Raw genomic sequence first — 26,314 nt, 5'->3', positions numbered from 1 at the left:
CCCCCCGCCCGCCCGCGGAGTGAGCGGCGGGCCGGGAGGGCAGGTGACGGGCGTCGCCTCACCGCGAGGCGGCGACCTGCTTCCTCGGCGTCGCCCGGAAACACGATTGGCGCCGCCCGAGGGCGACGCCGTCCGCGTGGATCGAGGAGTTACTGCCCGTAGCCGCGCTCGCGCCGGTTGCGCCAGCGCTGCTCCATGCGCTCGATGAACGAGCCGTTGTTGCGCGGCCCCTTGGGGCGACGCTGCCGCCGCGGCGAGCCGGGGCTGATGTCGGGAACCTCGCCGGCAGCCGCTGCGGCGTCGGCCGGCGGGACGCGCCGCCAGGAGGTGACGGCGTAGAACGCCGAGCCGAGCATCACGACGAAGCCCGCCACACCGAGCGCGATCACCTGGGTCACGGCGCCCGTCATGAGCATCACGACACCGACGACGAAGACCAGACCGGCAAAGACCGCACGCCGCCGGTACCGCCGCCGCAGATCCGCGCCACGCATGGCCGTGGCGAACTTCGGATCCTCGGCGAGGAGCGCCTGCTCCATCTGCTCGAGCAGCCGCTGCTCATGATCGGAGAGTGGCACCGTTCCCCTCCAATGAACACGGAAACCTATGGGCACCTGCTGTAAGGACCAGCATATGCGGCCGACGCCACCGAAGAAAGCCGGGCGTTCGACCGAAGCGCATCGATGTCGGAGTACCCGTCCGACGGCCCGGTCACACGTCCGCCGCCGCAGGCTGTTCTCCCTTTCCTTGTGGGACTGGCCGCCGCTCGGGACCTCGCGGTCGGGCTGATTACCTTCTCCTCGAGGGGCTCGCGGCCGCCTGGACCTCGCGGTCGGCCGTCGCCTTAGGCCTTGGTGGCGAGCACGTGCAGGGCCGCGGCCACCGCCCGGAACGCCGGATGTGCGACCGCGGCGGCCTCGAGCTCGGCGAGCGCGGCCACCTCGGCGGGGTCGTCGACGACGCTGCCGGCGACCAGGTCGGTGAGCACCCGCACGCCGTGCACCTCGTCGACCCGCAGCCCGGCGCCCGTGAGCAGCGCCCTGACGCCGCTCTCGTCGAACCGGCGCGGCAGCGGGTCCGAGCGGCCCCAGTGGCCGTCCGGGTCGTCGAGCAGCCGCCGCGCATCGGCGAAGTGCCCGGCGAGGGCCTTGGCCAGCACGGCGGCGTACCGCTGGGCGACGACGACGCTGGCGACGCCGCCGGGGCGCAGCGCCGCCGCGATCGCCGTCACCGCGCCGGACACGTCGTCGACCACCTCGAGCACGCCATGACACACCACGACGTCGGCGCCGGCCGGTCCGACCACGCCGGCCAGGCCGGCGGCGTCGCCCTGGACGCCGGTGACTTGGTCGCCGACGCCCTCCTCGGCAGCCCGGCGGGCCAGCGTGGCCAGCGCGTTCGGGCTCGGGTCGACGACGGTGACGCGGTGGCCGATGCGGGCCAGCGGCACCGCGAACACGCCGCTCCCGCCGCCGACGTCGACGATGTCGAGCTCCCGGCGGCCGGTGGACGTGCTCAGCGCGGCCAGCGCCTCGTTCAGCTGCGTCCAGATGGCCTCGGTGCGCGGGTTGCGGCGCAGACGCTCGTTCATCGGGTCACTCGTCGCTCGATCGCGCCCAGAGGTTCAAACCCGCCTCGACGGCGTACTTGTCGATCTCGGCGAGCTCTTCGGCGGCGAAGTCGAGCCGGTCCAGCGCGCCAAGGCTGTCCTCGAGCTGCGCCACCGTCCGGGCGCCGATCAGCACCGACGTCACCCGCTCGTCACGCAGCGCCCACGACAGCGCCAGCTGCGCGAGCGTCTGGCCCCGCGACCCGGCGATGCCGGCCAATGAGTTGAGCCGCTCGACGACGTCCTGAGTGACCAGCGACGGCGAGAACGACCCGCCGCGGGCCGCGCGGGAGTCGTCGGGCACGCCGCCGAGGTACTTGTTCGTCAGCAGGCCCTGCGCCAGCGGCGAGAAGGCGATGATGCCGAGCCCTTCCTCCTCGCAGGCGTCGGTCAGGCCGGCCTCGATCCATCGGTTGAACATCGAGTAGGACGGCTGGTGGATGGCCAGCGGGGTGCCCAGATCGCGCATGATGGCGACCGCCTCACGGGTCCGTTCCGGCGAGTACGACGAGATGCCCGCGTACAGCGCCCGGCCGGACCGCACCGCGGTGTCGAGGGCGCCCATCGTCTCCTCGAGCGGCGTGTCGGGGTCGAACCGGTGCGAGTAGAAGATGTCGACGTAGTCCAGGCCCATGCGGTTCAGCGACGCATCGAGGCTGGCCAGCAGGTACTTCCGCGAGCCCCACTCGCCGTACGGGCCGGGCCACATGTCGTAACCGGCCTTCGTCGAGATGATCAGCTCGTCGCGGTACGGACGGAAGTCCTCGGCGAAGATGCGGCCGAAGTTCTTCTCCGCCGAGCCGGGCGGCGGGCCGTAGTTGTTGGCCAGGTCGAAGTGGGTGACACCGTGGTCGAACGCCGTGCGCAGGATGGCCCGCTGCGTGGCCAGCGGCGACTCGTCGCCGAAGTTCTGCCACAGCCCGAGTGAGATGGCGGGCAGCTTCAGGCCGGTGCGGCCGCTGCGGCGGTACGGGGTGTCGATGTAGCGCGCCTCGTCGGCCCGGTACGGCGCGCCTACGTGGAGGTTCCTTGTCGGACGGTCAGCCATGCTGCGAACCTATCGCTCGTGTCCCCGTCCCGTGGCAGCGACCGCCCCCGTCCCGAGTGGTTCGCCGGAGTCCATCACATCGACTCCGGCACGGCGGAGCTGGTGCCGGACCGCTCCGACCCGGGCGGCTGGTCGATTTTCGTCAACGGGGTGTCCAGTTCGTACGTCCACCTGGGCGACCCGACCCGGCTGGACTTCGAGTACATGCAGTGGGCCGGCCACGTCCTCGACGTCGCTGCGCCGCCCGGTGAGCCCCTATCCGCCGTCCACATCGGTGGGGCCGCCTGCACCCTCGCGCGCTACGTGGCGGCGACGCGGCCCGGCTCGCCGCAGACGGTGTTCGAGGTCGACGCCCTGCTGGTCCGGCTGATGCGGCAGGCGTTCGCGCTGCGGGCGGTGCGAGGACTGCGGTTGAAGGCCATGGACGGGCTGGACGGGCTGCGGTCGCTGCCGGACGTGTACTCCGCCGTCGTCATCCGGGACGCCTTCGACGGTGCGCAGGTGCCGCCGCACCTGGCTGACGTCGGGTTCTACGCGGAGGCCGCGCGGGTGCTGACCGCCGGCGGCGTGTACGTCGGCAACATCGCCGACACCGCGCAGGTGCGGGAGTCGCGGGTCGAGGCGGCGACGGCGCTGGAGGTGTTCGCGCACGTCGCGATGATCGCGGAGCCGGGCCAGCTGCGCGGCCGCCGGTACGGCAACGTCGTGCTGGTGGCGTCACAGGCGCCGCTGCCGGAGGACGCGCTGATCCGCAAGCTCGCCGGCGGCGCCGTCCGTGCCCGCTTCGTCGAGCCGGCCCGGGTGAAGGAGCTGGTCGCGGGCGTCAAGCCCCGGCACTGAACGTCGCCGTCCGCCGGCGCCGTGCGCGCCCACCGACAACTCCAGGCGTCTTGACAGTTTTTATTTTCGGTGGGACCGTTGGGTCAGCCGCTCACACGACGCCTCGGAAGGACCGGATCATGACCGCCATAGCCGCCACCGCCTCCGCTACCACCGCCGCCTCGACCACCGAGGCCGGCCGGGCCTCCCGCCGCCTGCTCACCGCCGGGATCGTCGCCGGCCCGCTGTACGTCGCGACCGTCGTCGGGCAGTACCTCCTCCGCGACGGCTACGACCCGAGCCGGCACGCCGCGAGTGTGCTGGCCAACGGCGACTACGGCTGGGTGCAGATCACGAACTTCGTCGTCGCCGCGGCGCTGACGCTGGCGGCCGCCGCGGGGCTGCGCCGGACGGGGCTCGCCGGCACATGGGCGCCCCGGCTGGTCGGCGTGTTCGGGGTGTCGCTGCTGGCCGCGGCCGCCTTCGTCGCCGACCCGGTCGAGGGCTTCCCGCCCGGCACGCCCGCCTCGGCCGCCGACACCATGAGCTGGCACGGGCTCGCCCACCTGGCCGCCGGCACCGTCGGGTTCACCTGCCTGGCGATCGCGTGCTTCGCGCTGGGCCGCCGGCTGCGCCGGACCGGCCGCGCCGGTGCCGCGTACTCCGTCGCCAGTGGGGTGCTGGTCCTGGGCGGCTTCCTCGCCGTGTCGGCGAGCGCGGGCGCCAGCTGGGGCGTGCTCGCCTTCACGGCCGGCATCCTGGCCGGCTGGACCTGGCTGGCCGTCACCTGCGCCCGGATGGCGCGCTGACCCCGTGAACGCGACGACGGCCGCAGGGAGATCCCTGCGGCCGTCGTGGTGCGTGCGTCAGCTGCAGCCGCTGGTGGAGCCGCAGCCCTCGCACACGTAGCAGCTGCCGGCCGGGCGCATCTTCGTGCCGCAGGTGAAGCAGAGCGGCGCGTCGGTGCTGGTGCCCTGGATGACCTCGAGCAGCTCGGCGGACGTGTGCGCCTCGATCGGGGCCGGCCGGGCGGACGCGACCTCTGCGGCCGGAGCCGCCTTGGCCGGCGCTGCCTCGGCCTTCACCGGGGCCGACTGCCGGAACGTGTCGACCTCGACCTCGACGTCGGAGTCGGGGGTGTACTCCCCCGTGTCGAGCTGCCGGGCCCGCTCCGTCGCGCTGTAGATGCCGAGCGCGGCGCGCGACTCGAAGGGCAGGTGGTCGAGGGCGAGCCGACGGAAGATGTAGTCGACCACGCTCTGCGCCATCCGCACGTCCGGGTCGTCGGTCATGCCCGACGGCTCGAAGCGCATGTTGGTGAACTTCTCGACGTACGTCTCCAGCGGCACGCCGTACTGCAGCGCGATGGAGATGGCGATCGAGAAGGCGTCCATGATGCCGGCCAGCGTGGAGCCCTGCTTGCCCAGCTTCAGGAAGACCTCGCCGAGGCCGTCGTCGGGGTAGGAGCCCGCCGTCATGTAGCCCTCGGCGCCGCCGACCGTGAAGGACGTGGTCCGGCTCGGCCGGGTCTTCGGCAGCCGCTGGCGGGTCGGCCGGTACTCGACTATGACATCGCTGCCGGCCTTCTCCTTTCCGGCGGTCTTGGCCTTGGCGTCGGACAGCGGCTGGCCGACCTTGCAGTTGTCGCGGTAGACGGCCAGCGCCTTGAGGCCGAGCTTCCAGCCCTGCAGGTAGATCTCCTCGATCTCCTCGACCGTCGCCGACTCGGGCATGTTGACGGTCTTGGAGATGGCGCCGGACAGGAACGGCTGGACGGCGGCCATCATGCGCACGTGGCCCATCGGCTCGATGGCCCGCGGCTGGCCGGCGGCGCAGTCGAACACCTCGTAGTGCTCGGGCTTGAGGCCGGGGGCGTCGACGACGTTGCCGTGCTCGGCGATGTACTCGACGATCGCCTCGATGGTCTCGTCGGCGTAGCCGAGCTTCTTCAGCGCCTTCGGGACCGTCAGGTTGACGATCTGCATGGAGCCGCCGCCGACCAGCTTCTTGAACTTGACCAGCGAGAAGTCGGGCTCGATGCCGGTGGTGTCGCAGTCCATCATGAAGCCGATGGTGCCGGTGGGCGCCAGCAGCGACGCCTGGGCGTTGCGCCAGCCGTTCTTCTCGCCGATCTTGTTGCCCTCGGCCCACACCTTGGTCGCGAGGCTGCGCACGTCGGCGTCGAGCGTGGCGACCGAGCGGAGGTCGTCGGTGGCGGCCGCGTGCTTGCGCATGACCCGGGCGTGCGCCTCGGCGTTGCGCGCGAAGCCGTCGTACGGGCCGACGACGCCGGCCAGCTCGGCGGAGCGCTTGTAGGCGGCGCCGGTCATCAGCGACGTGATGGCCGCGGCCAGCGCCCGGCCGCCCTCGGAGTCGTACGCCAGGCCCGACGCCATGAGCAGGGCGCCCAGGTTGGCGTAGCCGATGCCCAGCTGCCGGTAGGCGCGGGTGGTCTCGGTGATCGACTCGGTCGGGAAGTCGGCGAACGTGATGGAGATGTCCATCGCCGTGATGATCAGCTCGACCGCCTTGGCGAACGTGGCGCCGTCGAAGCTCCCGTCGGGCTGCAGGAACTTCATCAGGTTGAGGCTGGCGAGGTTGCAGCTGGAGTTGTCGAGGCTCATGTACTCCGAGCACGGGTTGGACGCGGTGATGCGACCGGTCTCGGGGTTGGTGTGCCAGTCGTTGATGGTGCCGTCGTACTGGATGCCGGGGTCGGCGCACTCCCACGCGGCCTGCGCCATGTCGCGGAACAGCTTGCGCGCGTTGACGGTGGAGATGACCTCACCGGTCATGCGGGCCCGCAGGCCGAACTCGTCGCCGGACTCGACCGCGCGCATGAACTCGTCGTTGACCCGGACGGAGTTGTTGGCGTTCTGGTACTGGACGGAGACGATGTCGGCGCCGCCGAGGTCCATGTCGAAGCCGGCGTCGCGCAGCGCGCGGATCTTGTCCTCCTCGCGCGCCTTCGTCTGGATGAACTCCTCGACGTCGGGGTGGTCGACGTCCAGGACGACCATCTTGGCCGCGCGCCGGGTGGCGCCGCCGGACTTGATCGTCCCGGCCGAGGCGTCGGCACCGCGCATGAAGCTGACCGGGCCGGACGCCGTGCCGCCGGAAGACAGCAGCTCCTTGCTGGAGCGGATGCGGGAGAGGTTCAGGCCGGCGCCGGAGCCGCCCTTGAAGATCATTCCCTCTTCGCGGTACCAGTTGAGGATCGACTCCATGGAGTCGTCGACGGAGAGGATGAAACACGCCGACACCTGCTGCGGCGACTTCGTGCCGACGTTGAACCACACCGGCGAGTTGAAGCTGAACACCTGGTGCAGCAGCATCCACGTGAGCTCGTGCTCGAAGATCTCGGCGTCGTCCGGCGTGGCGAAGTAGCCCTCGTCCTCACCGGTGGTCCGGTACTTCTTCACCACCCGGTCGATGAGCTGGCGCAGGCTCCACTCGCGCACGTCGGTACCGACGGCGCCGCGGAAGTACTTCGTGGTGACGATCGTCGACGCGTTCAGCGACCAGAAGTCGGGGAACTCGACGCCCTTCTGTTCGAAGACGGTCTCGCCGGTCTTCCAGTTCTGCTGGACGACGTCGCGGCGCTCCCACGTCACCTCGTCGTACGGGTGCACGCCTGCGGTCGTGTAGATGCGCTGGACGCTCAGCCCGCGCGCCTTCTTCGACCGTCCGCCCGGCTTGCTCCCCGCGCTGTTGCGGCTCGGCCCGCTCACCGTCTCCGTCATGGACCTTCCTCACTTCCCCCGGTACTTACCCGTGTGTCCGGGCCTGTCATTCGGTTGTCGTGCTGGACTGCTGGCTCACGGTTCCGCGACGGTCAGCGTGGAGTCGCGTTCCTCGCCGTCCTCGTCGCGGTGACGCTCGGCCTGCTCGCGGTCGGCCCGCAGCGTCGCGATCTCGTTCTCGAAGTCGGCCAGGCTGTCGAAGTCGCGGTAGACGCTGGCGAAGCGCAGGTACGCGACCTCGTCCAGCTCGCGCAGCGGGCTCAGGATGGCCAGGCCCACCTCGCGGCTCGGAATCTCCGCGCTCCCCGACGCGCGGAACTGCTCCTCGACCCGCTGGGCCAGCCGGGCCAGGGCGTCCTCGCTGACGCCCCTCCCCTGGCACGCGCGGCGTACCCCGGCGACGACCTTCTCGCGGCTGAACGGCTCGGTGACCCCGGACCGCTTCACCACGGCGAGCGTCAACTGCTCGACGGTGGTGAACCGGCGTTCGCAAGCCAGGCACTGCCGCCGCCGGCGGATCACGGTGCCCTCGTCAGCGGTACGGCTGTCGACCACCCGGCTGTCGGCGTGACGGCAGAACGGACAGTGCATTCGGGGCACCTCCTCGGCGCTGGACCTGTGGACGAGATGGGGACAACTTGTGCACTCTCGACCACTACCTGTGGACAGCTTACACCCGTGTAACTACTAGATATAGGGGTACCGTACGTCCGCCAGAGGGGCGCCTGCAACCGACATCGCCGGACTCGGCGGAGGGTCTTCCAAAGCCGCAGGTCATGGATGAGTCGATCAAGCGCGTCGGCGCGTCGTGCGGTTCAGCGCACAGGTGAACGCCGTTGGCCTCGTAAGCCGATCCGGAGATCACATTCACTACGAGATCTCGTGTCGCACTACGCCTGTCATCGTGTCGACGCTCGAGAAAACCCGGTGAAAGCTTGGGGCACACCAGCAGACGTGTGAGGGCATGGAGGCGATGCCAGCCCACGTCCGCCCGGCGCGCCGGACTCCGATCGGCTACTGGCCGGACGGAACCTGGATCAGGTCGCCGGGGCGGATGTCGCTCGCCGCGGAGAGGTCGTTCAGCTCCATGATGGCGGCGACCGTCTCGCGCGGGTCGGCCGTGGGCGCGACGTCGGCGGCGAGCTCCCACAGGGTGTCGCCGCCGCGCACCTCGACCGTGGTGACGGCAGCCGAGCCGCCACCCGACGACTCGGCGCCGCCCCAGGGGCGGACGAACGCCAGGACGCCGGCGACGATCAGCAGCAGCCAGGCGAACCCGACGACGACCCGGCCGCGCCGGGTGAGCCGCGAGCCGTGCAGGCTGGGCTCGGCCGAACCCACGCACGCCACCGCCGTGGGGCGCCCGGCCGGCCGACGGCGCGCGACGTGGCGGCGCGGCGGAGCGTCGGTGCGCTCGGGCTCGATCACCACCCGTGCACGGGTCTCGAACGGCGGGATGTAGGTCGTCGTCGCCATGGTCAGCCTCCGGTCTGTGTCGCACAACCGTTCGATAGAACGACTGTACGAAAGGTTGTACACGCTGCCACTGACAAAGTCGAGACACGTTCGAACAGATGTTTGATCGTGTCCTGCATTCCGGCTACTCTGACCCCATCAATCGACCTTGCGAGGCGTATTCGAACGCACGCTACGAAGCGCCGTCGCATCGACCGACATTGAGCGATCCGGAGGTGGCGTGGTGGCCAGGAACGACGACGACGAGCGCGGCGAGGCAGCTGTCGCCTCGGTGCACAACTTCCCGGAGACACATCAGCATCCCGCCGACCTGACGGTGCGGCAGCGCAAGGTGCTCGAGGTCATCCGCGAGTCGGTGGGCCGTCGCGGCTACCCGCCCAGCATGCGCGAGATCGGCCAGGCCGCCGGCCTGTCCAGCCCGTCCAGCGTCGCCCACCAGCTGGGCGTGCTCGAGAACAAGGGCTACATCCGCCGCGACCCGCACCGTCCGCGCGCGCTCGAGGTGCTACCTCCGGGGACGGCGCCGGGCGACTTCACCCGTCAGGTGATGGAGGACGAAGAGAGCAACCTGCCCACGCCGTCCTACGTACCGATGGTCGGCCGCATCGCCGCCGGTGGGCCGGTGTTGGCCGAGCAGGCGGTCGAGGACGTCTTCCCGCTGCCGCGCGAGCTGGTCGGCGAGGGCACGCTGTTCATGCTGCGCGTCGTCGGCGACTCCATGGTCGACGCCGCCATCTGCGACGGCGACTGGGTGGTCGTCCGGCAGCAGCCGGTGGCCGAGAACGGCGAGATCGTCGCGGCGATGATCGACGGCGAGGCGACGGTGAAGACGTTCAAGAAGCGCGACGGCCACATCTGGCTCTTGCCGCACAACGCCGACTACGAGCCCATCGACGGCGACGACGCCACCATCCTCGGCCGGGTGGTCGCGGTCATGCGCCGCATCTGAGCTCACTGAGCCGGCATCGGCCGGGGCGTCCAGGCCACCACCCGCCCCGGCCGATGCTCAACCCCGCGGCCGCGACGAGGACCGCCCTACGACGACACCGCCAGCCGCTGCAGTGCCCCGGAGACGACCGCCTTGTCGGTCGTGAACCACATCGGCGGCAGCGACGCCCGCAGGTAGCCGCCGTAGCGAGCCGTCACCAGCCGCGGGTCCAGCACGGCCACCACACCCCGGTCGGTCGACCGGCGGATCAGCCGCCCGGCGCCCTGCGCCAGCAGCAGCGCCGCGTGCGTGGCCGCCACCGACATGAAGCCGTTGCCGCCGGCCTTCTCGACCGCCCGCTGCCGCGCCGACGCCAGCGGCTCGTCCGGCCGCGGGAACGGGATGCGGTCGATGACCACCAACTGGCACGACCCGCCCGGCACGTCCACGCCCTGCCACAGCGACAACGTCCCGAACAGGCACGTCTTCTCGTCGGCCGCGAACGTGCGCAGCAGCGTCGCCACCACGTCGTCGCCCTGACAGAGAACGGGCAGGTCGGGCAGCCGCTTGCGCACCGCCTCGGCCGCCTCCTGTGCCGCCCGCCGCGACGAGAACAGGCCCAGCGTCCGGCCGCCGGCCGACGCCATCAGCTCGACCAGGACGTCGACCACCTCGGACCGCAGGCCGTCGCGGCCGGGCGTCGGGAGGTCGCGGGCGACGTAGAGGATGGCCTGCCTGCCGTAGTCGAACGGCGACCCGACGTCGAGCGAGCGCCACGCCGGCGCCCCCTCCCCCTGCAGCCCGAACGCCCCCGCGGCGGCGTCGAACGACCCGCCCAGCTCGAGCGTCGCCGACGTCGCCACGACGGTGTTCTGCCCGAAGAGCCGCTCGCGCAGCAGCCCGGCCACCGACAGCGGCGCGACCCGCAGCGACCGCCCGCCGCGCTCGCGGTCCTCGACCCACACGACGTCGTGCTCGCCGTTCGCCACCAGGCGCTCGGCCGTGCCGTACACGTCGTCGATCATGGTCTTGGCCGCCCGCCGCGCCGCCTCGACGTCGGCGGCCCGCTCCTCGCGCGCCGACCCGGCGAACCCCGACTGCACCGCGCGGGCCGCATCGCGCACGCCGACCAGCGCCGTCAGCAGCCCCTCAGGCACGGAGTCGAGCCGGCCGACCGGTGCGTCGAGCAGCGCCGCCCGCAGGTGCTCCCCCGCCGCGCGCAGCTCTTCGGCGTCGCCGTCGTCGACGTGCGCGCGCGAGCGCACCGCCGCGCGGTCGATGACGCCCGGCCACAGATCGGCCGTGGCGACGCTGGTGACCCGCGCGGCCAGCTCGTGCGCCTCGTCGACCACCACGACGTCGTGCTCGGGCAGCACCGGCAGACCCTCGAGCGCATCGATAGCCAGCAGCGCGTGGTTGGTGACGACGACGTCGGCGCCGTCGGAGCGGGCCCGGGCCAGCTCGGCGAAGCACTCCTGGCCGTACGGGCAGCGCGTCGCGCCGAGGCACTCGCGCGACGACACCGCGACCTGCGACCACGCGCGGTCGCTGACGCCGGGTTCGAGCTTGTCGCGGTCGCCGGTGCCGCCCGTCGCGGCCTGCTGCTCGGCCCACTCGCGGGCCCGCAGCACCTCAGCACCCAGCGGACCCGCGGACAGTTCCTCGACGGGGACCAGCTCGCCCTGGTCGTCCGGGGCGCCGTCGCGGACGCGATGGAGGCACGCGTAGTTGGCCCGGCCTTTGAGCGTCGCCCACCTGGGCAGCCGGCCCAGCAGCGGCTCGGCCGCCTTCGCCAGAGCCGGGAGGTCGCGGTCGACCAGCTGCGCCTGCAGCGCGAGCGTCGCCGTCGCGACGATGACCGGCCCGTCGGTGGCGTCGGCGTGCAGCAGCGACGGCACCAGGTAGGCCAGCGACTTGCCGGTGCCGGTGCCGGCCTGCACGAGCAGGTGCTCGCCGCCGGCCACCGCCTCGCCGACCGCCTCGGCCATCTCGACCTGACCAGGGCGTTCCGCACCGCCGACGGCCCCGACGGCCGCCGTCAACAGTTCTTCTATCGCGCCCTCGGCCGGCGGCCTGTCAGGCATCCCGGCCGTCACTTCGCCCTGGCTCACCGGCTCGACCCTACCCGAACGCACGGCCCGGAAAGCGGTTGTCCACAGCCGCGTATCGATCCTGTCCGAGGGCCATGATGGAATGCCGCAATGATGTATGACGCGGTGCCGCTGATCCCCCGGGACGTCCTGTTCGGCAACCCCGAGCGGTTGCTCCCCACGCTGTCGCCCGACGGCTCCAGGCTCGGCTTCGTCGCCCCGGAGGATGGCGTGCTGAACGTCTGGGTCGGACCCGCCGACGACCCCGCCGCCGCGCGCCCGGTCACACACGACCGGCACCGCGGCGTGCGCACCTTCATGTTCTGCCACGACGATCGAACGCTGGTGTACCTGCAGGACACCGACGGCGACGAGGATTGGCGGCTCTACGCGCTCGACCTCGAGTCCGGCCAGACCACGCTGGTCACGCCGCAGAGCAAGGTCACCGCGCACATCCTCGAGCACAACCGCTGGCACCCCACGTCCATGCTCGTCGGGCTGAACGCCGACAACCCGGAGCTGCACGACGTCTACCGCTTCGACCTCGCCACCCGCGAGCTGACGAAGGTCGCCGTCAACCCCGGCTACGCCGGCTGGCTGGTCGACTCCGAGCAGCGCGTCCGTGGCGGGGTGGCGATGACGGAGGACGGCGGCGCGGTCGTCTACCGCCGCGGCGACGACGACACCGACGAGCCGTGGTTCGAGATCGGCCCCGACGACGTCCTCACCACCGACGTCGCCGGGTTCAGCCGCGACGGCTCGGCCGCTTACCTGCTCTCCAGCGTCGGCGTCAACGCCGCCCGGCTGATTCGCGTCGACCTCACGACAGGCGACGAGACGGTGCTCGCCGAGGATTCCGAGTACGACGTCGCCGGCGTCGCCCGCCACCCCGAGACGCTGGAGCCGCAGGCCGTCACGTTCGTCAAGGAGCGCAAGTCCTGGACCTTCCTCGACCCAGCGTTCGGCGCTGAGGTCGAGCGGCTGACGCAGCGGCTGCGCGGCGAGGTGGGCATCTCGCGCCCGGTCCGCGACGACCGCACCTGGCTGGTGCACGACGTGCTGTCCGACGGCCCGGTCCGGTACTACCGCTACGACCGCGACTCCGGCGACCTGACGTTCCTGTTCTCGCACCGTCCGGAGCTGGAGCAGTACGACCTCGCCGAGATGGAGCCGTTCTCCTACACCGCCCGCGACGGCCTGACGGTGCATGGCTACCTGACCTTCCCGCGCGGTGTCGACCGCGCGCACCTGCCGGCGGTGCTCGACGTGCACGGCGGCCCCTGGGCGCGCGACACCTGGGGCTACGACCCCGAGGCGCAGTGGTTCGCCAACCGCGGCTACGTGTGCGTCCAGGTGAACTTCCGCGGCTCCACCGGCTACGGCAAGGCGTTCGGCAACGCCGGCAACAAGCAGTGGGGCCGGGCCATGCACACCGACCTCCTCGACGCCGTCGACCACCTGGTCGGCCACGGGCTGATCGACCGCGACCGGGTCGGCATCTACGGCGGCTCGTACGGCGGGTACGCCGCGCTGGCCGGCGCCGCGTTCACGCCCGACGTGTTCCGCTGCGCCGTCGACATCGTCGGGCCGTCGAACCTGCTCACGCTGCTCGCGTCGGTGCCGGAGTACTGGAAGCCGCAGATCGCGCTCATGCACAACCGCGTCGGCAACCCCGAGACCGAGCGCGACATGCTGTGGGAGCGCTCGCCGCTGTCGAAGGTCGACCAGATCACCATCCCGGTGCTTGTCGCGCAGGGCAAGAACGACCCCCGGGTGAAGATCGCCGAGGCCGAGCAGATCGTCGCCGCGCTCGAGGAGAAGGGCCTCGACCACGAGTACCTGCTGTTCGACGACGAGGGCCACGGCCTGGCCCGGCCGGAGAACCGCGAGCGGTTCTACGCCGCGGCCGAGCGGTTCCTCGCCACCCACCTGGGCGGACGGGTGCAGGAGGCCTGACGTCACCGGCGTGGGCCCAGCGGCGCAAACCACCGATCTTCGGGTCAGAACTGGACAAATATTGATTAGATGACTAGAACTCTTGGCAACCGTCAGGAGGTCTCAATGGTGCGTCGTCCCGGTCGATCCTTCGTCTCCGGCGCTGTCGCGCTCGCCTTGAGCGGGCTCAGCGCGTTCGGTCCCCCATCCACCGCAGCGCCCGCGACCCCCGACGGGCGCTCCTGCGGTGAGGTTCCGGAGGTGGTCAGCGCCGCCCCGGACGCCCAGCTGACCAGCATGTTCACCGCGTACGGCAACGACAACACCGCGCTGGACGACTGGACCGGCGCGGACGGCACGTACTCCGTCCCGCTGCGCGACGGCCGCGTCTTCTGGGTCTTCTCCGACACGTTCCTCGGCCGGGTCGACGCCGACGGCGGGCGGTCGCCGGTCACCGACGAGGGCGGCGAGACGCCGTTCATCAACAACTCGTTCGTCATACAGGACGGCGACGAGCTCACCACGGTCTACCGCGGCACCGCCGACGACCCCGAGCCGCTGATGCCGCCCGTCGACGGCTCGCACTGGTTCTGGGCCGGCGACGCGCACGCCAGCGGCAACGTCATCGAGGCCACCTACCAGGAGTACGAGCGGTTCGGCCCCGGCGCCTGGGACTGGCGCTGGAACCGCAACGTCCTCGCCCGCTACTCCCCCGAGCACCCGGACGAGCCGCTCAGCGTCCACCCGCTCCCGTCCGACGCCGGCGTCTCATGGGCGTCGGCGATCCGGCGGGTCGGCCCGTACACCTACGTCTACGGCGTCGAGGACCTCGGCTCGGAGAAGTACCTGCACGTCGCCCGGGTCCGCGGCACCAGCCTGCTCGGCGCCTGGGAGTACCGCACCGCGGACGGCTGGTCGCGCGACGAAGCGGAATCCGCGCGGGTCATGGTCGGCGTGGCCAACGAGTACAGCGTGTCACAGCACGGCGACCGCTACCTGCTGGTCACCCACGACACCACCGTGCCGCTCAACGCCGAGATCGTCGCCTACGCCTCGTGCACCCCGTATGGCCCGTTCACCGACAAGACCGTGCTGTACACCACGCCGGAGACCGGCGCGACGGGCAGCTACGGCGATCCGAACGTCTTCACCTACAACGCGCACGCCCACCCGCACATCGACCGCGACGGCGGGCTGGTGGTCTCGTACAACGTCAACACGTTCGTCAACACCGACCACTACGAGGACGTCACGATCTACCGCCCGCGCTTCGTCACCGTGCGCTTCGCGGACTGACGGACACCCGGCGCCGTCGCCCGCTACCGGCGGGCGACGGCGTACGGCTCCAGCGCCGCGGCCAGCGCCTCGGGGACGCGGGCACGTACCCGGGTGCCCTCGGCCTCGTGGTCGATGGACAGCACCTCGCCGACGGTGTGCATGCGCGCCACCAGCTCGCCGTGGTCGTACGGCACCAGCGCGTCGACCTCGACCGGCGGCTGCGGCAGCTCGCTCTCGATCAGCGCGCGCAGCTTGTCGATTCCGGCGCCGGTGCGCGCGGAGACCGCGACCGCGTGCGGCTCGTTGCGCAGTAGCCGGGCGACGACCATGGGGTCGGCGGCGTCGGACTTGTTGACGGCGACGATCTCGCGCACCCCGCCGGCGCCGATGTCGGCGAGCACCGAACGCACGGCCGTCATCTGGCCCTCGGGATCGGGGTGCGAGCCGTCGACGACGTGCACCAGCAGGTCGGCGTCGGCGGCCTCCTCGAGCGTCGACCGGAACGACTCGACCAGCTCGTGCGGCAGGTGCCGGACGAACCCGACGGTGTCGGCGAGCGTGAACACCCGGCCCTCGGCCGTCTGCGACCGGCGCACCGTGGGGTCGAGGGTCGCGAACAGCGCGTCCTCGACCAGCACGCCCGCGCCGGTGAAGCGGTTGAGCAGCGACGACTTGCCGGCGTTGGTGTACCCGACGATCGACACCGCGGGCACCGCGTGCCGGCGCCGGCCGGCCCGCTTGGTGTCGCGGGCGGTGCGCATGTCGGTGAGCTCGCGGCGCAGCTTGGCGACGCGGGTACGGATGCGCCGGCGGTCGGTCTCGAGCTTGGTCTCACCGGGACCGCGGGTGCCGACGCCGCCGCCCGCGCCGCCGGCGCGACCACCGGCCTGCCGGGACAGGCTGGCGCCCCAGCCGCGCAGCCGCTGGGAGAGGTACTCCAGCTGGGCCAGCTCGACCTGCGCCTTGCCCTCGCGGCTCTTCGCGTGCTGGGCGAAGATGTCGAGGATCAGCATGGTGCGGTCGACGACCTTGACGCCGACCTTGTCCTCCAGGTTGCGCAGCTGCGACGCCGACAGCTCGCCGTCGACGATCACGGTGTCGGCGCCCTGGGCCAACACGACCTCGCGCAGCTCCTCGACCTTGCCGGAGCCGACGAACGTGGCCGGGTCGGGCTTCAACCGGCGCTGGGCGAGACCCTCGAGCACCTGCGAACCGGCAGTCTCGGCCAGCGCGGCGAGCTCAGCGAGGGAGTTCTCGGCCTCGGTGAACGACCCGCCGGGCCAGACGCCGACGAGCACGACCCGCTCGAGCCGGAGCCGCCGATACTCGACCTCGGTGACGTCCTCGAGTTCGGTCGACAGGCCCGCCACGCGCCGCAGCGCGTGCCGCTCGTCCAGGTCGTAGTCCCCGGTGGTCTCGCCGTCGAGGTGGTCGAGTTCCTCGACCTCCGGCAGCTCGCCGGAGCCGTCATAGGGGTTGTATGCGTGGCCTGGACTATTGCTCAATGCTCCTGCTTTCGCCGAACGACGTCTTCAAGAGCGACCATAGCTCGACCCGGTGGACGCCGCCCACCGTAATTTCGCCGCGGCGCGCAGCGTGGCGGCGCGCCGTTCGGCCTTGCCGGTGGACTTCTCCTGGGCGCGCCGGGCCACTTCCTGCAGCACGGCCTCGCGTCGCTGCTTCTCCGTTGCACCCATGGCACCGCCTCCCGTCAGGCGCGCGGCCGGCCTCGTTGCCGCCCCACGCTCACAACGTTAGGCCCGCTCCCCGGCGGTTTGCATCGACCGCGAGTCTGACGTCGTGCTCCTTCTACTGAAGGAGACGTCCTCCGGGCTTCTCAGGATGCTGTGATCTGAGTCACAGCGGCCGGTCAGAGCTCGACGGTCCCCCGCAGGCCCAGCACCGCCGGGCCGGTGAGCAGCAGTTCGCCGTCCGGCCGCTCCGTCACGACCAGCCGGCCCCCGGGCACGTCGACCAGGTAGCGGGCGCCGACGCCGGCACCGTCGCGCCGCATCGCCACCCAGGCCGCCGCGCAGACGCCGGTGCCGCAGGAGCGGGTTTCGCCGACGCCGCGCTCCCACACCCGCATGGCGATGTGCTTGTGCCCGCGGTCGACGACGAACTCGACGTTCGCGGAATCGGGGAAGACGGCGGCGGGCCGCAAGTCGGGCGCGGACGTGAGGTAGCCGGGTGCCTCGAGGTCGTCGACGAACACGACGGCGTGCGGGTTCGGCACCCGGACCGGGGTGGCCTCCCAGGTGTGCCCGCCAGCGGCGACGAAGGCCAGCTGGCGGGTGGCGGCCGGCTTGGCGCGGCCCATCTCGACGGTGATCTGGCCGTCCTGCTCGGCGTGCACCGTCCGGACGCCGCCGCGCGTGGCTATGGCCAGCACCGGCCCGTCGACCAGGCCGTTCTCCCACAGGTAGCGAGCCATGACGCGCACGCCGTTGCCGCACATCTCCGCGACGGAGCCGTCGGCGTTGCGGTAGTCCATGAACCACTCGGCGTCGTCGGCCAGCTCGCGGACCTCGTCGGCGGTCTCCGTCCGGGTGACCCGGATGACGCCGTCGGCCCCGATGCCGGCGTACCGGTCGGCCAGCCGCCGGACCGCCTGCTCGTCGAGGCGGCCGGCCAGGGCGCCGTCGGCGTCCGGGATCAGCACGAAGTCGTTCTGGGTGCCGTGTCCCTTGACGAAGGAGATGCCGCTCACGACCGACGATGGTAGGTCAGAGCGCGCTCCAACCGGTCATCGGCGTCGAACGGCACCCAGCCGATGCGGTCGTCCTTGCCGAACCAGCCGTGCTGGCGGCGGGCGAACCGGCGCGTGAGCTGCACGGTCTCGGCGCGTGCGGCGTCCTCGGTGAGGTCGCCGGCGAGGTAGGCGAGCACCTGCGCGTAGCCCAGCGCCCGGCTCGCCGTCGGCCCGTCGCGCAGCCCCTTCGCCTCCAGGCGGCGGACCTCGCCGACCAGACCCTGCTCCCACATGCGGTCGACCCTGCGCTCGATCCGCTCGTCGAGGACGTCGCGCGGGACGTCCAGCCCGATCTGCACGACGTCGTCGTAGTGGTACTCGCGCGGCGGCAGAGTGGCGGTGAACGGGCGGCCGGTCAGCTCGATGACCTCGAGCGCGCGCACGACGCGCCGGCCGTTGGTGGGCAGGATCGCGGCCGCGGCGGCGGGGTCGCGGCCGGCCAGTCGCCGGTGCAGCGCGGCGGCGCCGACCTGCGTGAGCTCCTCCTCCAGGCGGGCGCGGACGCCGGGGTCGGTGCCGGGGAACTCGAATCGGTCGAGGACGGCGCGGACGTAGAGCGCGCTGCCGCCCACGAGGATCGGGGTGACGCCGCGGCGCCTGCAGTCGTCGATGGCGTGGCGTGCGAGCTGCTGGAACTCGGCGACGGTGGCCGGGCGGGTGACGTCGAAGAGGTCGAGCAGGTGGTGCGGGACGCCGCGGCGCTCCGCCGCGGTCAGCTTGGCGGTGCCGATGTCCATCCCGCGGTAGAGCTGCATGGAGTCGGCGTTGACGACCTCGCCGTCCAGCCGTAGCGCGAGGTCGACGGCGAGATCGCTCTTGCCCGCGGCGGTGGGCCCGACGACGGCGACGACGGGGACGTGCTGACTCACCCGCCGAGTGTGCCACGGCCAGACCAAGGCCGACCGCGAGGTCCCAGGCCGCGGCGAGCCCCACGAGGGAAAGGGGGCCAGTCGTGTCGCCGGAATGCCCCGAACTCGTTGCGGGCCATGGTGGGTGGGGGTATGAACGTCGGTGGGGCGCTGGTCGAGCCGCAGCGGGCGGCCCGACGGCCCACGTCAACGAGGGGAAGTGCCGATCATGGGCTTCGACGAGATCAAGAACAAGATCACCGACCTGGTCTCCGACAACGCTGACAAGGTCAGCGACGGCGTCGACAAGGCGACTGACTTCATCGACGACAAGACCGGCGGCAAGTACAGCGAGCAGCTGGAGGGCGTCGACGACAAGGCCCGCGACTTCATCGACGGCATGGACGGCCAGAAGGATGACAACAACCCGGCCTGACGCTGTCCGTCCGTCGTGGGAGCGGCGCGGATGAGTGCTCCGTCGTGCCGTCAGCCGTGCCGCTCCCAGACGCCGACCAGGTAGCCGACGCCGTACGGGGCGTCCTCGTAGGTGACCTCGGCGTCGAACAGCCCGTCGTCGGCGGCGCCCGCCAGCACCCGCAGCGCCTTGCGTCCCGGCGACCCGACCTCCGCGGCCAGCGCCGCGTCGAGGTCCAGCAGCCGCTGCGGGTCACCGTCGCGTAGGGCGTTCGCCAGCGCGGTGTCGTAGGCCGTCGCGCGGGCGCGCAGGTCGCGAGGCGTGGTGTCCGCCCGCAGCGGCGACCCGTCCGCCATCACCAGCAGCGCGACGCGGTCGGCCCGGCTCGCGATGCGCCGGCCCAGCTCGACGCAGTCGGCGTCGCCCGCGTCGCCGGCCACCGTCGCCGCCGACACCGTCCCCTCCCAGCCGTCGCGCTGCAGCAGCCAGGCGCCGACGCTGATCGACAGGGGCAGGTTTCGTTCCGTTGGGGGCGGTTCGTCCCCGGGGAGCGCGACCGTGAGGTCGACGCCGTAGGGGGCGAGGCTACCCGCCCGCGGCGCCTCGTCCTCCGTCGTGTCCCCCGGCCCGATCACCACCAGGACGTCGGGACTGGCCGCCCGCAGATCGTCGAGCGCGGACCAGCAGGCCGCGCGGAGATCGTCCAGTCGGGTGTCTCCGGACGGGCCGACTCCGGCCACCATCAGCGGCGGATAGGGACACACGGCGGCGGCGATGAGCACACCGAAAGCCTAGATGCGGCGGGGCCCGGCTGCGCTACATGCCTCTCTCATGGTCGAATGTCGGATATGTTCGACGCCGACCACAGCTTCCGCCTCACCGTCGCCGGTGTGGTGCTGCTGCTCGGCCTCGGCTTCATCATCGCCTGGCTCCCCGCGCGCCGCCGCGACCCCGCGGGACTGTCGTCGCGACTGCTGGTGACCGCGGGCCTGATCATGGGCATCGCCGACCTCGGCGGGCTCGGCAGCGTGCTCGGCTTCACCCTGGCCGCGATGGGCGCGCTGATCACCTGGGAGGCGCAGCCCGCACCGGAGGTTCCGCGCCCGCACCGCGGCGGCATCGTGGTCGCGGCCGTCCTGGCCGGGCTGGCCGCGCTGGGAACGTTCGAGGGCTGGGGTTCGCTGACCCGGGTCCCGCCGGAGCTGCGTGTGGTGGCGACGCTCGTCGTCGGGGTGACCGGCGCGCTGGCGACCCTGGCGATCGCCGACCGCGCCCGGGTGCGGCTCCGGGTCGCGATCAGGCGCCGCTTCGCTCCCGTCCGGCCGCGGCCGCGGGTCGCCCACGTGGAGGCTGGTGCCGCGGTCAGCGCCGTTCAGGAGGCCGCCGCTGGTCAGGCGGCCATGAGGAAGCTCACGGTCGCTGAAGCGGCCCCAAGGAACCTCGCGGCCGACGAGCCGGCGCAGCCGGAGTTGCGGCCCCGGTCGGCCAGCATCGCCGCCCAGTCGCCGAGCCGCCCCTCCGGCGTCATCCGCCACCGGTTCGCCGCCCCGCGCCTGCGCACCGAGTCGTCGGCACCGGTACCGCCGGCCGAATCGGCGCCCAGTGAATCGACCCCCGGTGAATCGGCGCCGGCGGAGTCGGCGCCGGCGGAGTCGGCGCAGCCCCGCGGCCGGCGCCGGGTGTCGCGACCGTCGAGCGAGATCACCGTCGCCGGCCGGTCCCCGGCTCAGCTCCGCGACGCGCTCACCCGCCGGCTCGCTGCCACCCGGCGTGAGGCCGAGCCCGCGACCGAGACGGCCGACTCCGCCCGCCCGGACATCGCCGAGCCCCCAGCCCGGCCGAACACCGTCGAGGCACCCGCTACCGAGACCGACGCCGCCCCGCCGGCCGGCCCCAGCCGCTCGAAGTTGGAGCTGCGGCGGGCGGTCGGCCGGCGCCTCGCCGCGTCGTGGCCCGATCGAGCGCAGTCGGAGCCCGGTCCGCGAATCGGCTCCGCGCCGGAGGAACCGCCGCCGTGGGCGGCGCGGATCCGGGCGGCGTTCGGCCGCGCCGGAACCACCCGGCCGGAGCCAGTGGACGAGCCGCCTCCTGCGGCCCCATTGCCCGTCGACACCGTGGCCGGCGAGCCCACCGAGCCGCGGGAGGATCAGGGCGGGCCGGCCTGGGTCCGCGCCCGCGACTCCCTGCGCCGCCTCACCACGTCGCGACTGGAACAGCTCGGCGATCAGCCGCTGGCGGCCGAGCGCTGGCGGTCGCCGTCCGCCGCTCCGCCCGACGACGAGGGCCCGCGGCACGATGCTCAGGAAGTCGTACCCTGGGCCCGCCGCGACGCCTTGCAGCGGCTCACGGTGATCCGGCTGGAGCGGCTGGACGAGGAACCCGAGGCCCGCACGGACACCGGCCGGAAGCGCCGCAACGGCACCGAGCCGGTCCTGGCGAGCCGGCGACCTACGTCGGCGGGTGCTCCGACGGGCGATGTAGAGAAGGGCGAGGGAGCGGGGCCGGAGCGCACGGACACGCCGGCGCGAGGGTCGGGGGCGGCTGTCCCAGGCAAGAGCGACGAGCGGGCGACGAGCGAGCTGGCCCACGACGCCGGTACCTCGGTGTCGTCGTGGGGTGGCCGGTTGCGGGACGCGGTCCGTGGACGGTTCGCTCGGCCGGCGTCCGACTCGGCGCGGACGGAGTCGACACGCGGCGATCGCGACACTGCAGCCTCCGGGTCCGAGCCCTCGGGCGCCGCGAAGCCCGCGGCAACGCCAGAGCGGCCCACCGCAGCCGTGACTGTGAACGGCGTGAAGCTGCCGCCGCCTCCCCCGCCGCCGGCGGCTCGGCGTACGCCGGTGCGTGTGGTCGGCGTACCGCCCGGCACGCCGCCGCCCCCACCACCGCCCGCCGACTGAACCGCGCGGCACCCCCGGTGCGGTCTCCTTGATCATGTGCGGTGGCGGCGTGTCAGCGACCGCGAGGGAACATGATCACGGGTTGCTCGCTAGCCCTGACCCTTGACCATCTCGGCAACACACCGGTAACGTCGGCCGACACAGGAAAGCGTTTTCCATTGACGTACTTCTGCAGCGGAGGCGCGAATGGCCGCACGCTCGACAGCACCGTCGCCAACAACCCCGGCAGCACCCGCCACAGCCAAGCTCGACACGATCGAGCCGCGCGCGTGTTCCTGCGGACAGACCCGCCGGGCCTTCGTGGACGTCGAGCCGGGGACGGCGAGCGTCCACCTGCTCGATGTCGACGCCGCAACCAGCCACTACCACCGGAAGGCCACCGAGATCTACGTGGTCCTGGAGGGTGAGGGCCGGGTCGAGCTCGACGGCGTCGCGTACCCGGCCGGGCCGCTGAGCGCTTTCCTGATCCCGCCGGGCACCCGGCACCGGGCGATCGGCGAGCTCCGCGCGCTGGTCGTCGCCATCCCCGCCGCCGACGACGAGGACGAGTACTTCGATGCCTGAGGTGATCTCCCGGGCCGCGCCGCCCGCAGCCGAGCCCCCCGAACCCCCCGCCGCCGAGGATGACGCGCCCACACGACACACAGCGGCGCAACGTGCGGGGCAGGTCCTGTCCGCCGCCTGGCGGCCCGCCCTCCTGCTGATCCTGCTGGGCGTCGGCTGGTGGGCGATCACGGCGGCCGAAGTGTTCCCCGCCTACCTGGTCCCCACGCCCGGCGACGTCGCGAACGAGCTCGTCACCGAACGCGAGATGCTCGCCCGCCACACCTGGGTGACGACGTACGAGACGGTGCTGGGCTTCCTGCTCGCCGCGGCGATCGGGATGCTGGCCGCCGTCCTCATCGTGTACTCGCCGACGCTGGAGAAGGCGCTGTATCCGCTGATCCTGTTCGCGCAGGTGATCCCGAAGATCGCGATCGCGCCGATCCTCGTCGTCTGGTTCGGGTTCGGGCCGATGCCGAAGGTGATCCTGGCCGTGCTGATCGCGTTCTTCCCGGTGGTCGTCTCCGGGGTCGCGGGCCTGCGGTCGACGGATCCGGAGCTGCTGGACCTCTCCGCGACGATGGGCGCGAGCCGCTGGAAGACGTTCCGGAAGATCAGGTTCCCGAACTCGCTGCCGCACCTGCTGTCCGGCCTGAAGGTCGCCGTGACGCTGGCCGTCGTCGGCGCGGTGGTCGGCGAGTTCGTCGGCGCCGACGAGGGACTCGGGTATGTGCTGCTGCTGGCCAGCGGCAACCTGAACTCGTCGCTGCTGTTCGCCGACCTGATCCTGATGTCCGCCCTCGGCGTCGTCCTGTTCGTCATCGTCGAAGCGGCCGAAGCACTGCTCATCCCCTGGCACGCCAGCCGGCGGCAGGGCGTCCCGCTCACCACGTCATGAACCACGTCATGAAAGGGCCGATCATGCGACGTAGCCTGCTGGTCACCTCCGCCGTGGCACTCCTCGCCCTGTCCGCCTGCGGCGGCGACGACACCACCGCCGAGAGCGGCGCCGACGGCGGCGAACTGACCGCGGTGACTCTGACCCTGAACTGGGTCCCGTACGGCGAGCACGCGCCGTTCTACTACGGCGTCGCCGAGGGCATCTACGAGGAGGAGGGCATCGACCTGGAGATCCGGCCGGGCAGCGGCTCCGGCACGACGGTCCAGCAGGTCGCCCAGTCGCAGACCGACTTCGGCTGGGCCGACACGCCGCCGCTGCTCAACGGCATCACCGAGGGCATGCCGATCAAGAGCCTCGGCGTGTTCCTGCAGACCGGCCCGGCCTCGGTGGAGTTCTTCACCGACCAGGGCATCAGCGAGCCCTCCGACCTCGTCGGCAAGGTCGTGGCCGGGACGCCGGGCGACGCCATGTACGCGACATTCCCCGCCTGGCTGGAGCTCAACGGGGTGAACCCGGACGACGTCGAGATCGTCAACGTCGACCCGGCCGGCAAGGTCGCGGCGCTGGTCGAGGGCCGCGCCGACGCGATCATGGGCTTCTTCCACGACCAGGGCCCGACCATCGAGGACCTCAGCGGCAAGGAGGTCGACGCGCTGCTGTTCACCGACTGGGGCATGAACCTGCTGGGCACCGGTCTGGTGGCGCACCAGAAGACCATCGACGACGACCCCGAGCTGGTCGAGGCGTTCGTGCGGGCGACGGCGCGGTCGTGGGAGGCCGCCGCCGACGACCCGGACGGCGCCGCCGCCGCCATGGAGGAGGGCGCTGACGAGACCCCGCCGGCCGAGGTGCTGCGCGCCCAGCTGGAGCAGAGCATCGAACTGCTCCGTCTGGACGAGGCGGGCACGCCAGGCGTCAACACCGAGGAGCAGTGGCAGGAGACCATCGACCTGCTGGCCGAGGCCGGCTCGCTGTCGGAACCGGCCGATCCCGGGACCTACTGGGAGTCGTCGTTCAGCGAGGCCGGGTGAGCACGGAGATGACGGAGACCATGACGACGCAGCCCTCGGACGCCGCCGAGCAGCAGCACGCCACCATCGACATCACCGACCTCACCTGCACGTTCACCAGCAAGCGGAAGCGGACGACGGCGCTCACCGGCGTCTCGCTGTCGGTCCGGGCGGGCGAGTTCGTCAGCATCGTCGGACCGTCGGGATGCGGCAAGTCCACCCTGCTGAAGATCGTCGCCGGGCTGGTCCCGCCGAGCAGCGGCGACGTCCGCCTGCTCGGCAATCCGGTCACTGGCCCGCAGCGGGAGATCGGCTTCGCCTTCCAGCGGGCCGCGCTGCTGGAATGGCGCGGCGTCCGGGCGAACATCCTGCTGCAGGCGGAGATGCGCAACATGGACAAGCGCAAGGCCGCCGCCCGGGCCGACCACCTGATCGAGCTGACCGGCCTGACCGGGTTCGAGAACTCGCTGCCGCACGAGCTCTCCGGCGGCATGCAGCAACGCGTCGCGCTGTGCCGTGCGCTGCTGCACGAGCCGCCGGTGCTGCTCATGGACGAGCCGTTCGGCGCACTGGACGCGCTCACCCGCGAGCACATGAACGTCGAGCTGCACCGCATCTGGCGCGAGACCGGCACGACGGTGGTGCTGGTGACGCACTCCATCGCGGAGGCGGTCTACCTCGGACAGCGGGTGGTCGTGATGACGCCGCGGCCGGGCCGCATCGAGCGGGTCTACGACGTCGACCTGCCCGCGGTCCGCGACTACGGCGCCACCATGTCCAGCCCGACGTTCGAGAAGCTGGCGCGCGAGATCCGGGTGCTGCTGGGGGCCAGCGGCCACCACGGATGACGGCCGAGCGCCGCTGGTGGAACACCGCCGGCGCGTGGCTCGCCATCGGCACCGGCCCGGCGGCGCTGGTGCTGGGAGCAGGACTCGCCGACCGGCACGACGGCCCCGTGCCGGTCGGCGCCCTGCTCCTCGGCGGCGTCGCGATGACGGTGCTGCTGCTGGTGCCGGGGCGGCTCGGGCTGCGGCCGCCGTACGGCGAGGGCCGGCCGCTGGCCGAACTGCTCGAGGCGTACCTGCCGCGCGGCGACCGCACGGTGGTCGGCGCGCTGATGGCGCTGGCGATGGCCGGCTGGCTGGGCTTCAACGCGGGCCTGGGTGGCGCGGCGCTCGGGTCGCTGCTCGGCATGCCGATGTGGGCCGGCGTCATCGTGCTGGGGCTGCCACTGCTGGCGATCGCGGCGGCCGGTCAGCACCGGTGGAACGCGCTGGCCCTGGTGACGACGGCGGCCGCACTCGCGCTGATCGTGGTCATCGCGACGCATGGCGCCGGGGCGCGCTCCGAGACGCCGCTGGACGCCGGGTTCGGGACGTCGTCGACGCTGCTCACCGACGTCGCGGTGTTCGTCGGCTACGTCGCGGTGTTCGGGCTACGCGCGCCGGACTTCACCGCCGGGCTGCGCGGCCGCGGCGACCTGTGGGCGTGCGCGGCGTTCCTGGTGCTGCCGACCCTGGTCGCGGCCACCGCTGGGACCACGATCGCGCTGCGCAGCGACTCCGCCGACCTCGTCGAGCACCTGCGCACGTCCGACCTGGGCACGGCCCTGGTCGTGGTGGCGGTCGCGGCGCCGTGCCTGACGTCGTTCCACTCCGGCGGGCTGGCGCTGCGGTCGGTGACCGGGCTGCCCGAACGGGCGGCGGCGGCCGTCATCGGGGTCGCCGGGCTCGCCGTGGCGACCACCGGGTTCGAGAACGCCCTGCTTCCCTGGCTGACGGTGCTCGCCGCGGTGCTGCCGCCGCTGGTCGTCCCGCTCGGCTGGGAGGCCCGGGCCCGACGGCGGCAGCGCCGGCCGCCGCGCCCCGTCAGCGCAGCGATGTGGCTGCCGGCCGCCACCCTCGGAGTCGCCCTGACGATCGCCGGCGTGCCGGGTGCCCCGCTCGCCGGCCTCGCCGCCGCTGTTCTCTGCACGGCCGGAGTGCACGGATATCACCGGATCCGCTCCAGGCGTTGACT

24 protein-coding genes are annotated in these 26,314 nt (G+C 72.3%); 12 read left to right on the top strand and 12 right to left on the bottom strand.

The features are described from left to right. Nucleotides 1-149 precede the first annotated feature (149 nt). The 3 genes from E1262_RS15160 to mgrA all read right to left on the bottom strand — a co-directional run bounded on the left by E1262_RS15160 (nt 150) and on the right by mgrA (nt 2,657). Complete coding sequence (locus tag E1262_RS15160; protein ID WP_132103972.1) at nt 150-578, bottom strand: DUF3040 domain-containing protein; 429 nt, start codon at nt 576-578, stop codon at nt 150-152. A 266-nt stretch (nt 579-844) separates the two neighbouring features. Then, nucleotides 845-1,591 carry a class I SAM-dependent methyltransferase gene (locus E1262_RS15155; protein ID WP_132103971.1) on the bottom strand — a complete coding sequence of 249 codons (747 nt, stop codon included), beginning with the start codon at nt 1,589-1,591 and terminating at the stop codon, nt 845-847. Nucleotides 1,592-1,595: 4 nt separating this feature from the next. Further along, a complete protein-coding gene (gene mgrA, locus E1262_RS15150) occupies nt 1,596-2,657 on the bottom strand; it encodes an L-glyceraldehyde 3-phosphate reductase (RefSeq protein ID WP_132103970.1) in 1,062 nt (353 codons plus the stop codon). 18 nt (nt 2,658-2,675) lie between these two features. Between mgrA and E1262_RS15145 the strand changes: the two genes are divergently transcribed. Both E1262_RS15145 and E1262_RS15140 read left to right on the top strand, forming a co-directional pair. Further along, nucleotides 2,676-3,497 carry a spermidine synthase gene (locus tag E1262_RS15145; RefSeq protein ID WP_132103969.1) on the top strand — a complete coding sequence of 274 codons (822 nt, stop codon included), beginning with the start codon at nt 2,676-2,678 and terminating at the stop codon, nt 3,495-3,497. 119 nt (nt 3,498-3,616) lie between these two features. Continuing rightward, nucleotides 3,617-4,285: a DUF998 domain-containing protein gene (locus tag E1262_RS15140; RefSeq protein ID WP_132103968.1), complete on the top strand. Its 669-nt coding sequence runs from the start codon at nt 3,617-3,619 to the stop codon at nt 4,283-4,285. A gap of 57 nt (nt 4,286-4,342) precedes the next feature. Here E1262_RS15140 and E1262_RS15135 read toward each other — a convergent pair whose 3' ends face one another. The 3 genes from E1262_RS15135 to E1262_RS15125 form a co-directional block, all read right to left on the bottom strand. Further along, nucleotides 4,343-7,219, bottom strand: coding sequence for a vitamin B12-dependent ribonucleotide reductase (locus E1262_RS15135; protein ID WP_132103967.1), 2,877 nt, complete (start codon nt 7,217-7,219; stop codon nt 4,343-4,345). 75 nt (nt 7,220-7,294) lie between these two features. After that, the gene (nrdR, locus tag E1262_RS15130; RefSeq protein ID WP_132103966.1) at nt 7,295-7,810 is read right to left on the bottom strand and encodes a transcriptional regulator NrdR; all 516 of its coding nucleotides are present in this window, start codon (nt 7,808-7,810) and stop codon (nt 7,295-7,297) included. 423 nt (nt 7,811-8,233) lie between these two features. Next, complete coding sequence (locus tag E1262_RS15125) at nt 8,234-8,695, bottom strand: LysM peptidoglycan-binding domain-containing protein (protein ID WP_132103965.1); 462 nt, start codon at nt 8,693-8,695, stop codon at nt 8,234-8,236. A gap of 223 nt (nt 8,696-8,918) precedes the next feature. Between E1262_RS15125 and lexA the strand changes: the two genes are divergently transcribed. Next, entirely contained in the window at nt 8,919-9,644 is a 726-nt protein-coding gene (gene lexA, locus E1262_RS15120; RefSeq protein ID WP_238992943.1) for a transcriptional repressor LexA, read from the top strand. 86 nt (nt 9,645-9,730) lie between these two features. Here the strand turns inward: lexA and E1262_RS15115 are convergent, their stop codons facing one another. Next, on the bottom strand, nt 9,731-11,707 hold the full coding sequence (locus E1262_RS15115) for an ATP-dependent DNA helicase (RefSeq protein ID WP_132103982.1): 1,977 nt from the start codon (nt 11,705-11,707) through the stop codon (nt 9,731-9,733). A gap of 117 nt (nt 11,708-11,824) precedes the next feature. On the opposite strand from E1262_RS15115, the gene E1262_RS15110 reads away from it, so the two are divergent. Together E1262_RS15110 and E1262_RS15105 are read left to right on the top strand one after the other, a co-directional pair. Next, nucleotides 11,825-13,669: a S9 family peptidase gene (locus E1262_RS15110; RefSeq protein WP_132103963.1), complete on the top strand. Its 1,845-nt coding sequence runs from the start codon at nt 11,825-11,827 to the stop codon at nt 13,667-13,669. Between the two features lie 105 nt (nt 13,670-13,774). Continuing rightward, nucleotides 13,775-14,944 carry a DUF5005 domain-containing protein gene (locus tag E1262_RS15105; protein WP_132103962.1) on the top strand — a complete coding sequence of 390 codons (1,170 nt, stop codon included), beginning with the start codon at nt 13,775-13,777 and terminating at the stop codon, nt 14,942-14,944. A gap of 23 nt (nt 14,945-14,967) precedes the next feature. Here E1262_RS15105 and hflX read toward each other — a convergent pair whose 3' ends face one another. From hflX to miaA, 4 genes are all read right to left on the bottom strand, one after another. Further along, on the bottom strand, nt 14,968-16,380 hold the full coding sequence (gene hflX / locus E1262_RS15100; protein WP_132103981.1) for a GTPase HflX: 1,413 nt from the start codon (nt 16,378-16,380) through the stop codon (nt 14,968-14,970). 78 nt (nt 16,381-16,458) lie between these two features. Further along, nucleotides 16,459-16,623: a hypothetical protein gene (locus E1262_RS30355; protein WP_158602750.1), complete on the bottom strand. Its 165-nt coding sequence runs from the start codon at nt 16,621-16,623 to the stop codon at nt 16,459-16,461. A 173-nt stretch (nt 16,624-16,796) separates the two neighbouring features. Next, the gene (gene dapF, locus E1262_RS15095) at nt 16,797-17,636 is read right to left on the bottom strand and encodes a diaminopimelate epimerase (RefSeq protein WP_132103961.1); all 840 of its coding nucleotides are present in this window, start codon (nt 17,634-17,636) and stop codon (nt 16,797-16,799) included. Next, nucleotides 17,633-18,547: a tRNA (adenosine(37)-N6)-dimethylallyltransferase MiaA gene (gene miaA / locus E1262_RS15090; protein WP_203453888.1), complete on the bottom strand. Its 915-nt coding sequence runs from the start codon at nt 18,545-18,547 to the stop codon at nt 17,633-17,635. Before miaA ends, dapF begins: the two co-directional genes overlap by 4 nt. Nucleotides 18,548-18,755: 208 nt before the next feature. On the opposite strand from miaA, the gene E1262_RS15085 reads away from it, so the two are divergent. After that, a complete protein-coding gene (locus tag E1262_RS15085; protein ID WP_132103980.1) occupies nt 18,756-18,962 on the top strand; it encodes an antitoxin in 207 nt (68 codons plus the stop codon). Between the two features lie 50 nt (nt 18,963-19,012). Here E1262_RS15085 and E1262_RS15080 read toward each other — a convergent pair whose 3' ends face one another. Further along, nucleotides 19,013-19,723: a class III extradiol ring-cleavage dioxygenase family protein gene (locus E1262_RS15080; RefSeq protein WP_132103959.1), complete on the bottom strand. Its 711-nt coding sequence runs from the start codon at nt 19,721-19,723 to the stop codon at nt 19,013-19,015. Between the two features lie 66 nt (nt 19,724-19,789). Between E1262_RS15080 and E1262_RS15075 the strand changes: the two genes are divergently transcribed. From E1262_RS15075 to E1262_RS15050, 6 genes are all read left to right on the top strand, one after another. Beyond that, entirely contained in the window at nt 19,790-21,841 is a 2,052-nt protein-coding gene (locus tag E1262_RS15075; protein WP_132103958.1) for a hypothetical protein, read from the top strand. A 300-nt stretch (nt 21,842-22,141) separates the two neighbouring features. Then, nucleotides 22,142-22,405 carry a cupin domain-containing protein gene (locus E1262_RS15070; protein ID WP_203453887.1) on the top strand — a complete coding sequence of 88 codons (264 nt, stop codon included), beginning with the start codon at nt 22,142-22,144 and terminating at the stop codon, nt 22,403-22,405. Next, on the top strand, nt 22,398-23,282 hold the full coding sequence (locus tag E1262_RS15065; RefSeq protein WP_132103956.1) for an ABC transporter permease: 885 nt from the start codon (nt 22,398-22,400) through the stop codon (nt 23,280-23,282). Before E1262_RS15070 ends, E1262_RS15065 begins: the two co-directional genes overlap by 8 nt. Nucleotides 23,283-23,305: 23 nt before the next feature. Next, complete coding sequence (locus tag E1262_RS15060; protein ID WP_132103955.1) at nt 23,306-24,316, top strand: ABC transporter substrate-binding protein; 1,011 nt, start codon at nt 23,306-23,308, stop codon at nt 24,314-24,316. Between the two features lie 20 nt (nt 24,317-24,336). Beyond that, nucleotides 24,337-25,143, top strand: coding sequence for an ABC transporter ATP-binding protein (locus E1262_RS15055; protein WP_132103954.1), 807 nt, complete (start codon nt 24,337-24,339; stop codon nt 25,141-25,143). Continuing rightward, on the top strand, nt 25,140-26,312 hold the full coding sequence (locus tag E1262_RS15050; protein WP_132103953.1) for a purine-cytosine permease family protein: 1,173 nt from the start codon (nt 25,140-25,142) through the stop codon (nt 26,310-26,312). Before E1262_RS15055 ends, E1262_RS15050 begins: the two co-directional genes overlap by 4 nt. Nucleotides 26,313-26,314: the final 2 nt, after the last annotated feature.

The organism is Jiangella aurantiaca (genome assembly GCF_004349105.1).
Classification (GTDB): Bacteria; Actinomycetota; Actinomycetes; order Jiangellales; family Jiangellaceae; genus Jiangella; species Jiangella aurantiaca.
Note: the sequence above shows the minus strand (reverse complement) of the source record. Positions and strands in the feature narration are given on the sequence as shown.

Bases quoted from the DNA above. Each gene is read 5' to 3' on its own strand.
- E1262_RS15055 (WP_132103954.1), top strand. From the start codon at position 24,337: ATGACGACGCAGCCCTCGGACGCCGCCGAGCAGCAGCACGCCACCATC.
- E1262_RS15110 (WP_132103963.1), top strand. From the start codon at position 11,825: ATGATGTATGACGCGGTGCCGCTGATCCCCCGGGACGTCCTGTTCGGC.
- E1262_RS15060 (WP_132103955.1), top strand. From the start codon at position 23,306: ATGCGACGTAGCCTGCTGGTCACCTCCGCCGTGGCACTCCTCGCCCTG.
- mgrA (WP_132103970.1), bottom strand. From the start codon at position 2,657: ATGGCTGACCGTCCGACAAGGAACCTCCACGTAGGCGCGCCGTACCGG.
- E1262_RS15155 (WP_132103971.1), bottom strand. From the start codon at position 1,591: ATGAACGAGCGTCTGCGCCGCAACCCGCGCACCGAGGCCATCTGGACG.
- E1262_RS15075 (WP_132103958.1), top strand. From the start codon at position 19,790: ATGTTCGACGCCGACCACAGCTTCCGCCTCACCGTCGCCGGTGTGGTG.
- E1262_RS15135 (WP_132103967.1), bottom strand. From the start codon at position 7,219: ATGACGGAGACGGTGAGCGGGCCGAGCCGCAACAGCGCGGGGAGCAAG.
- E1262_RS15115 (WP_132103982.1), bottom strand. From the start codon at position 11,707: ATGCCTGACAGGCCGCCGGCCGAGGGCGCGATAGAAGAACTGTTGACG.
- E1262_RS30355 (WP_158602750.1), bottom strand. From the start codon at position 16,623: ATGGGTGCAACGGAGAAGCAGCGACGCGAGGCCGTGCTGCAGGAAGTG.
- E1262_RS15065 (WP_132103956.1), top strand. From the start codon at position 22,398: ATGCCTGAGGTGATCTCCCGGGCCGCGCCGCCCGCAGCCGAGCCCCCC.
- E1262_RS15085 (WP_132103980.1), top strand. From the start codon at position 18,756: ATGGGCTTCGACGAGATCAAGAACAAGATCACCGACCTGGTCTCCGAC.
- E1262_RS15140 (WP_132103968.1), top strand. From the start codon at position 3,617: ATGACCGCCATAGCCGCCACCGCCTCCGCTACCACCGCCGCCTCGACC.
- E1262_RS15125 (WP_132103965.1), bottom strand. From the start codon at position 8,695: ATGGCGACGACGACCTACATCCCGCCGTTCGAGACCCGTGCACGGGTG.
- E1262_RS15050 (WP_132103953.1), top strand. From the start codon at position 25,140: ATGACGGCCGAGCGCCGCTGGTGGAACACCGCCGGCGCGTGGCTCGCC.
- nrdR (WP_132103966.1), bottom strand. From the start codon at position 7,810: ATGCACTGTCCGTTCTGCCGTCACGCCGACAGCCGGGTGGTCGACAGC.
- E1262_RS15105 (WP_132103962.1), top strand. From the start codon at position 13,775: ATGGTGCGTCGTCCCGGTCGATCCTTCGTCTCCGGCGCTGTCGCGCTC.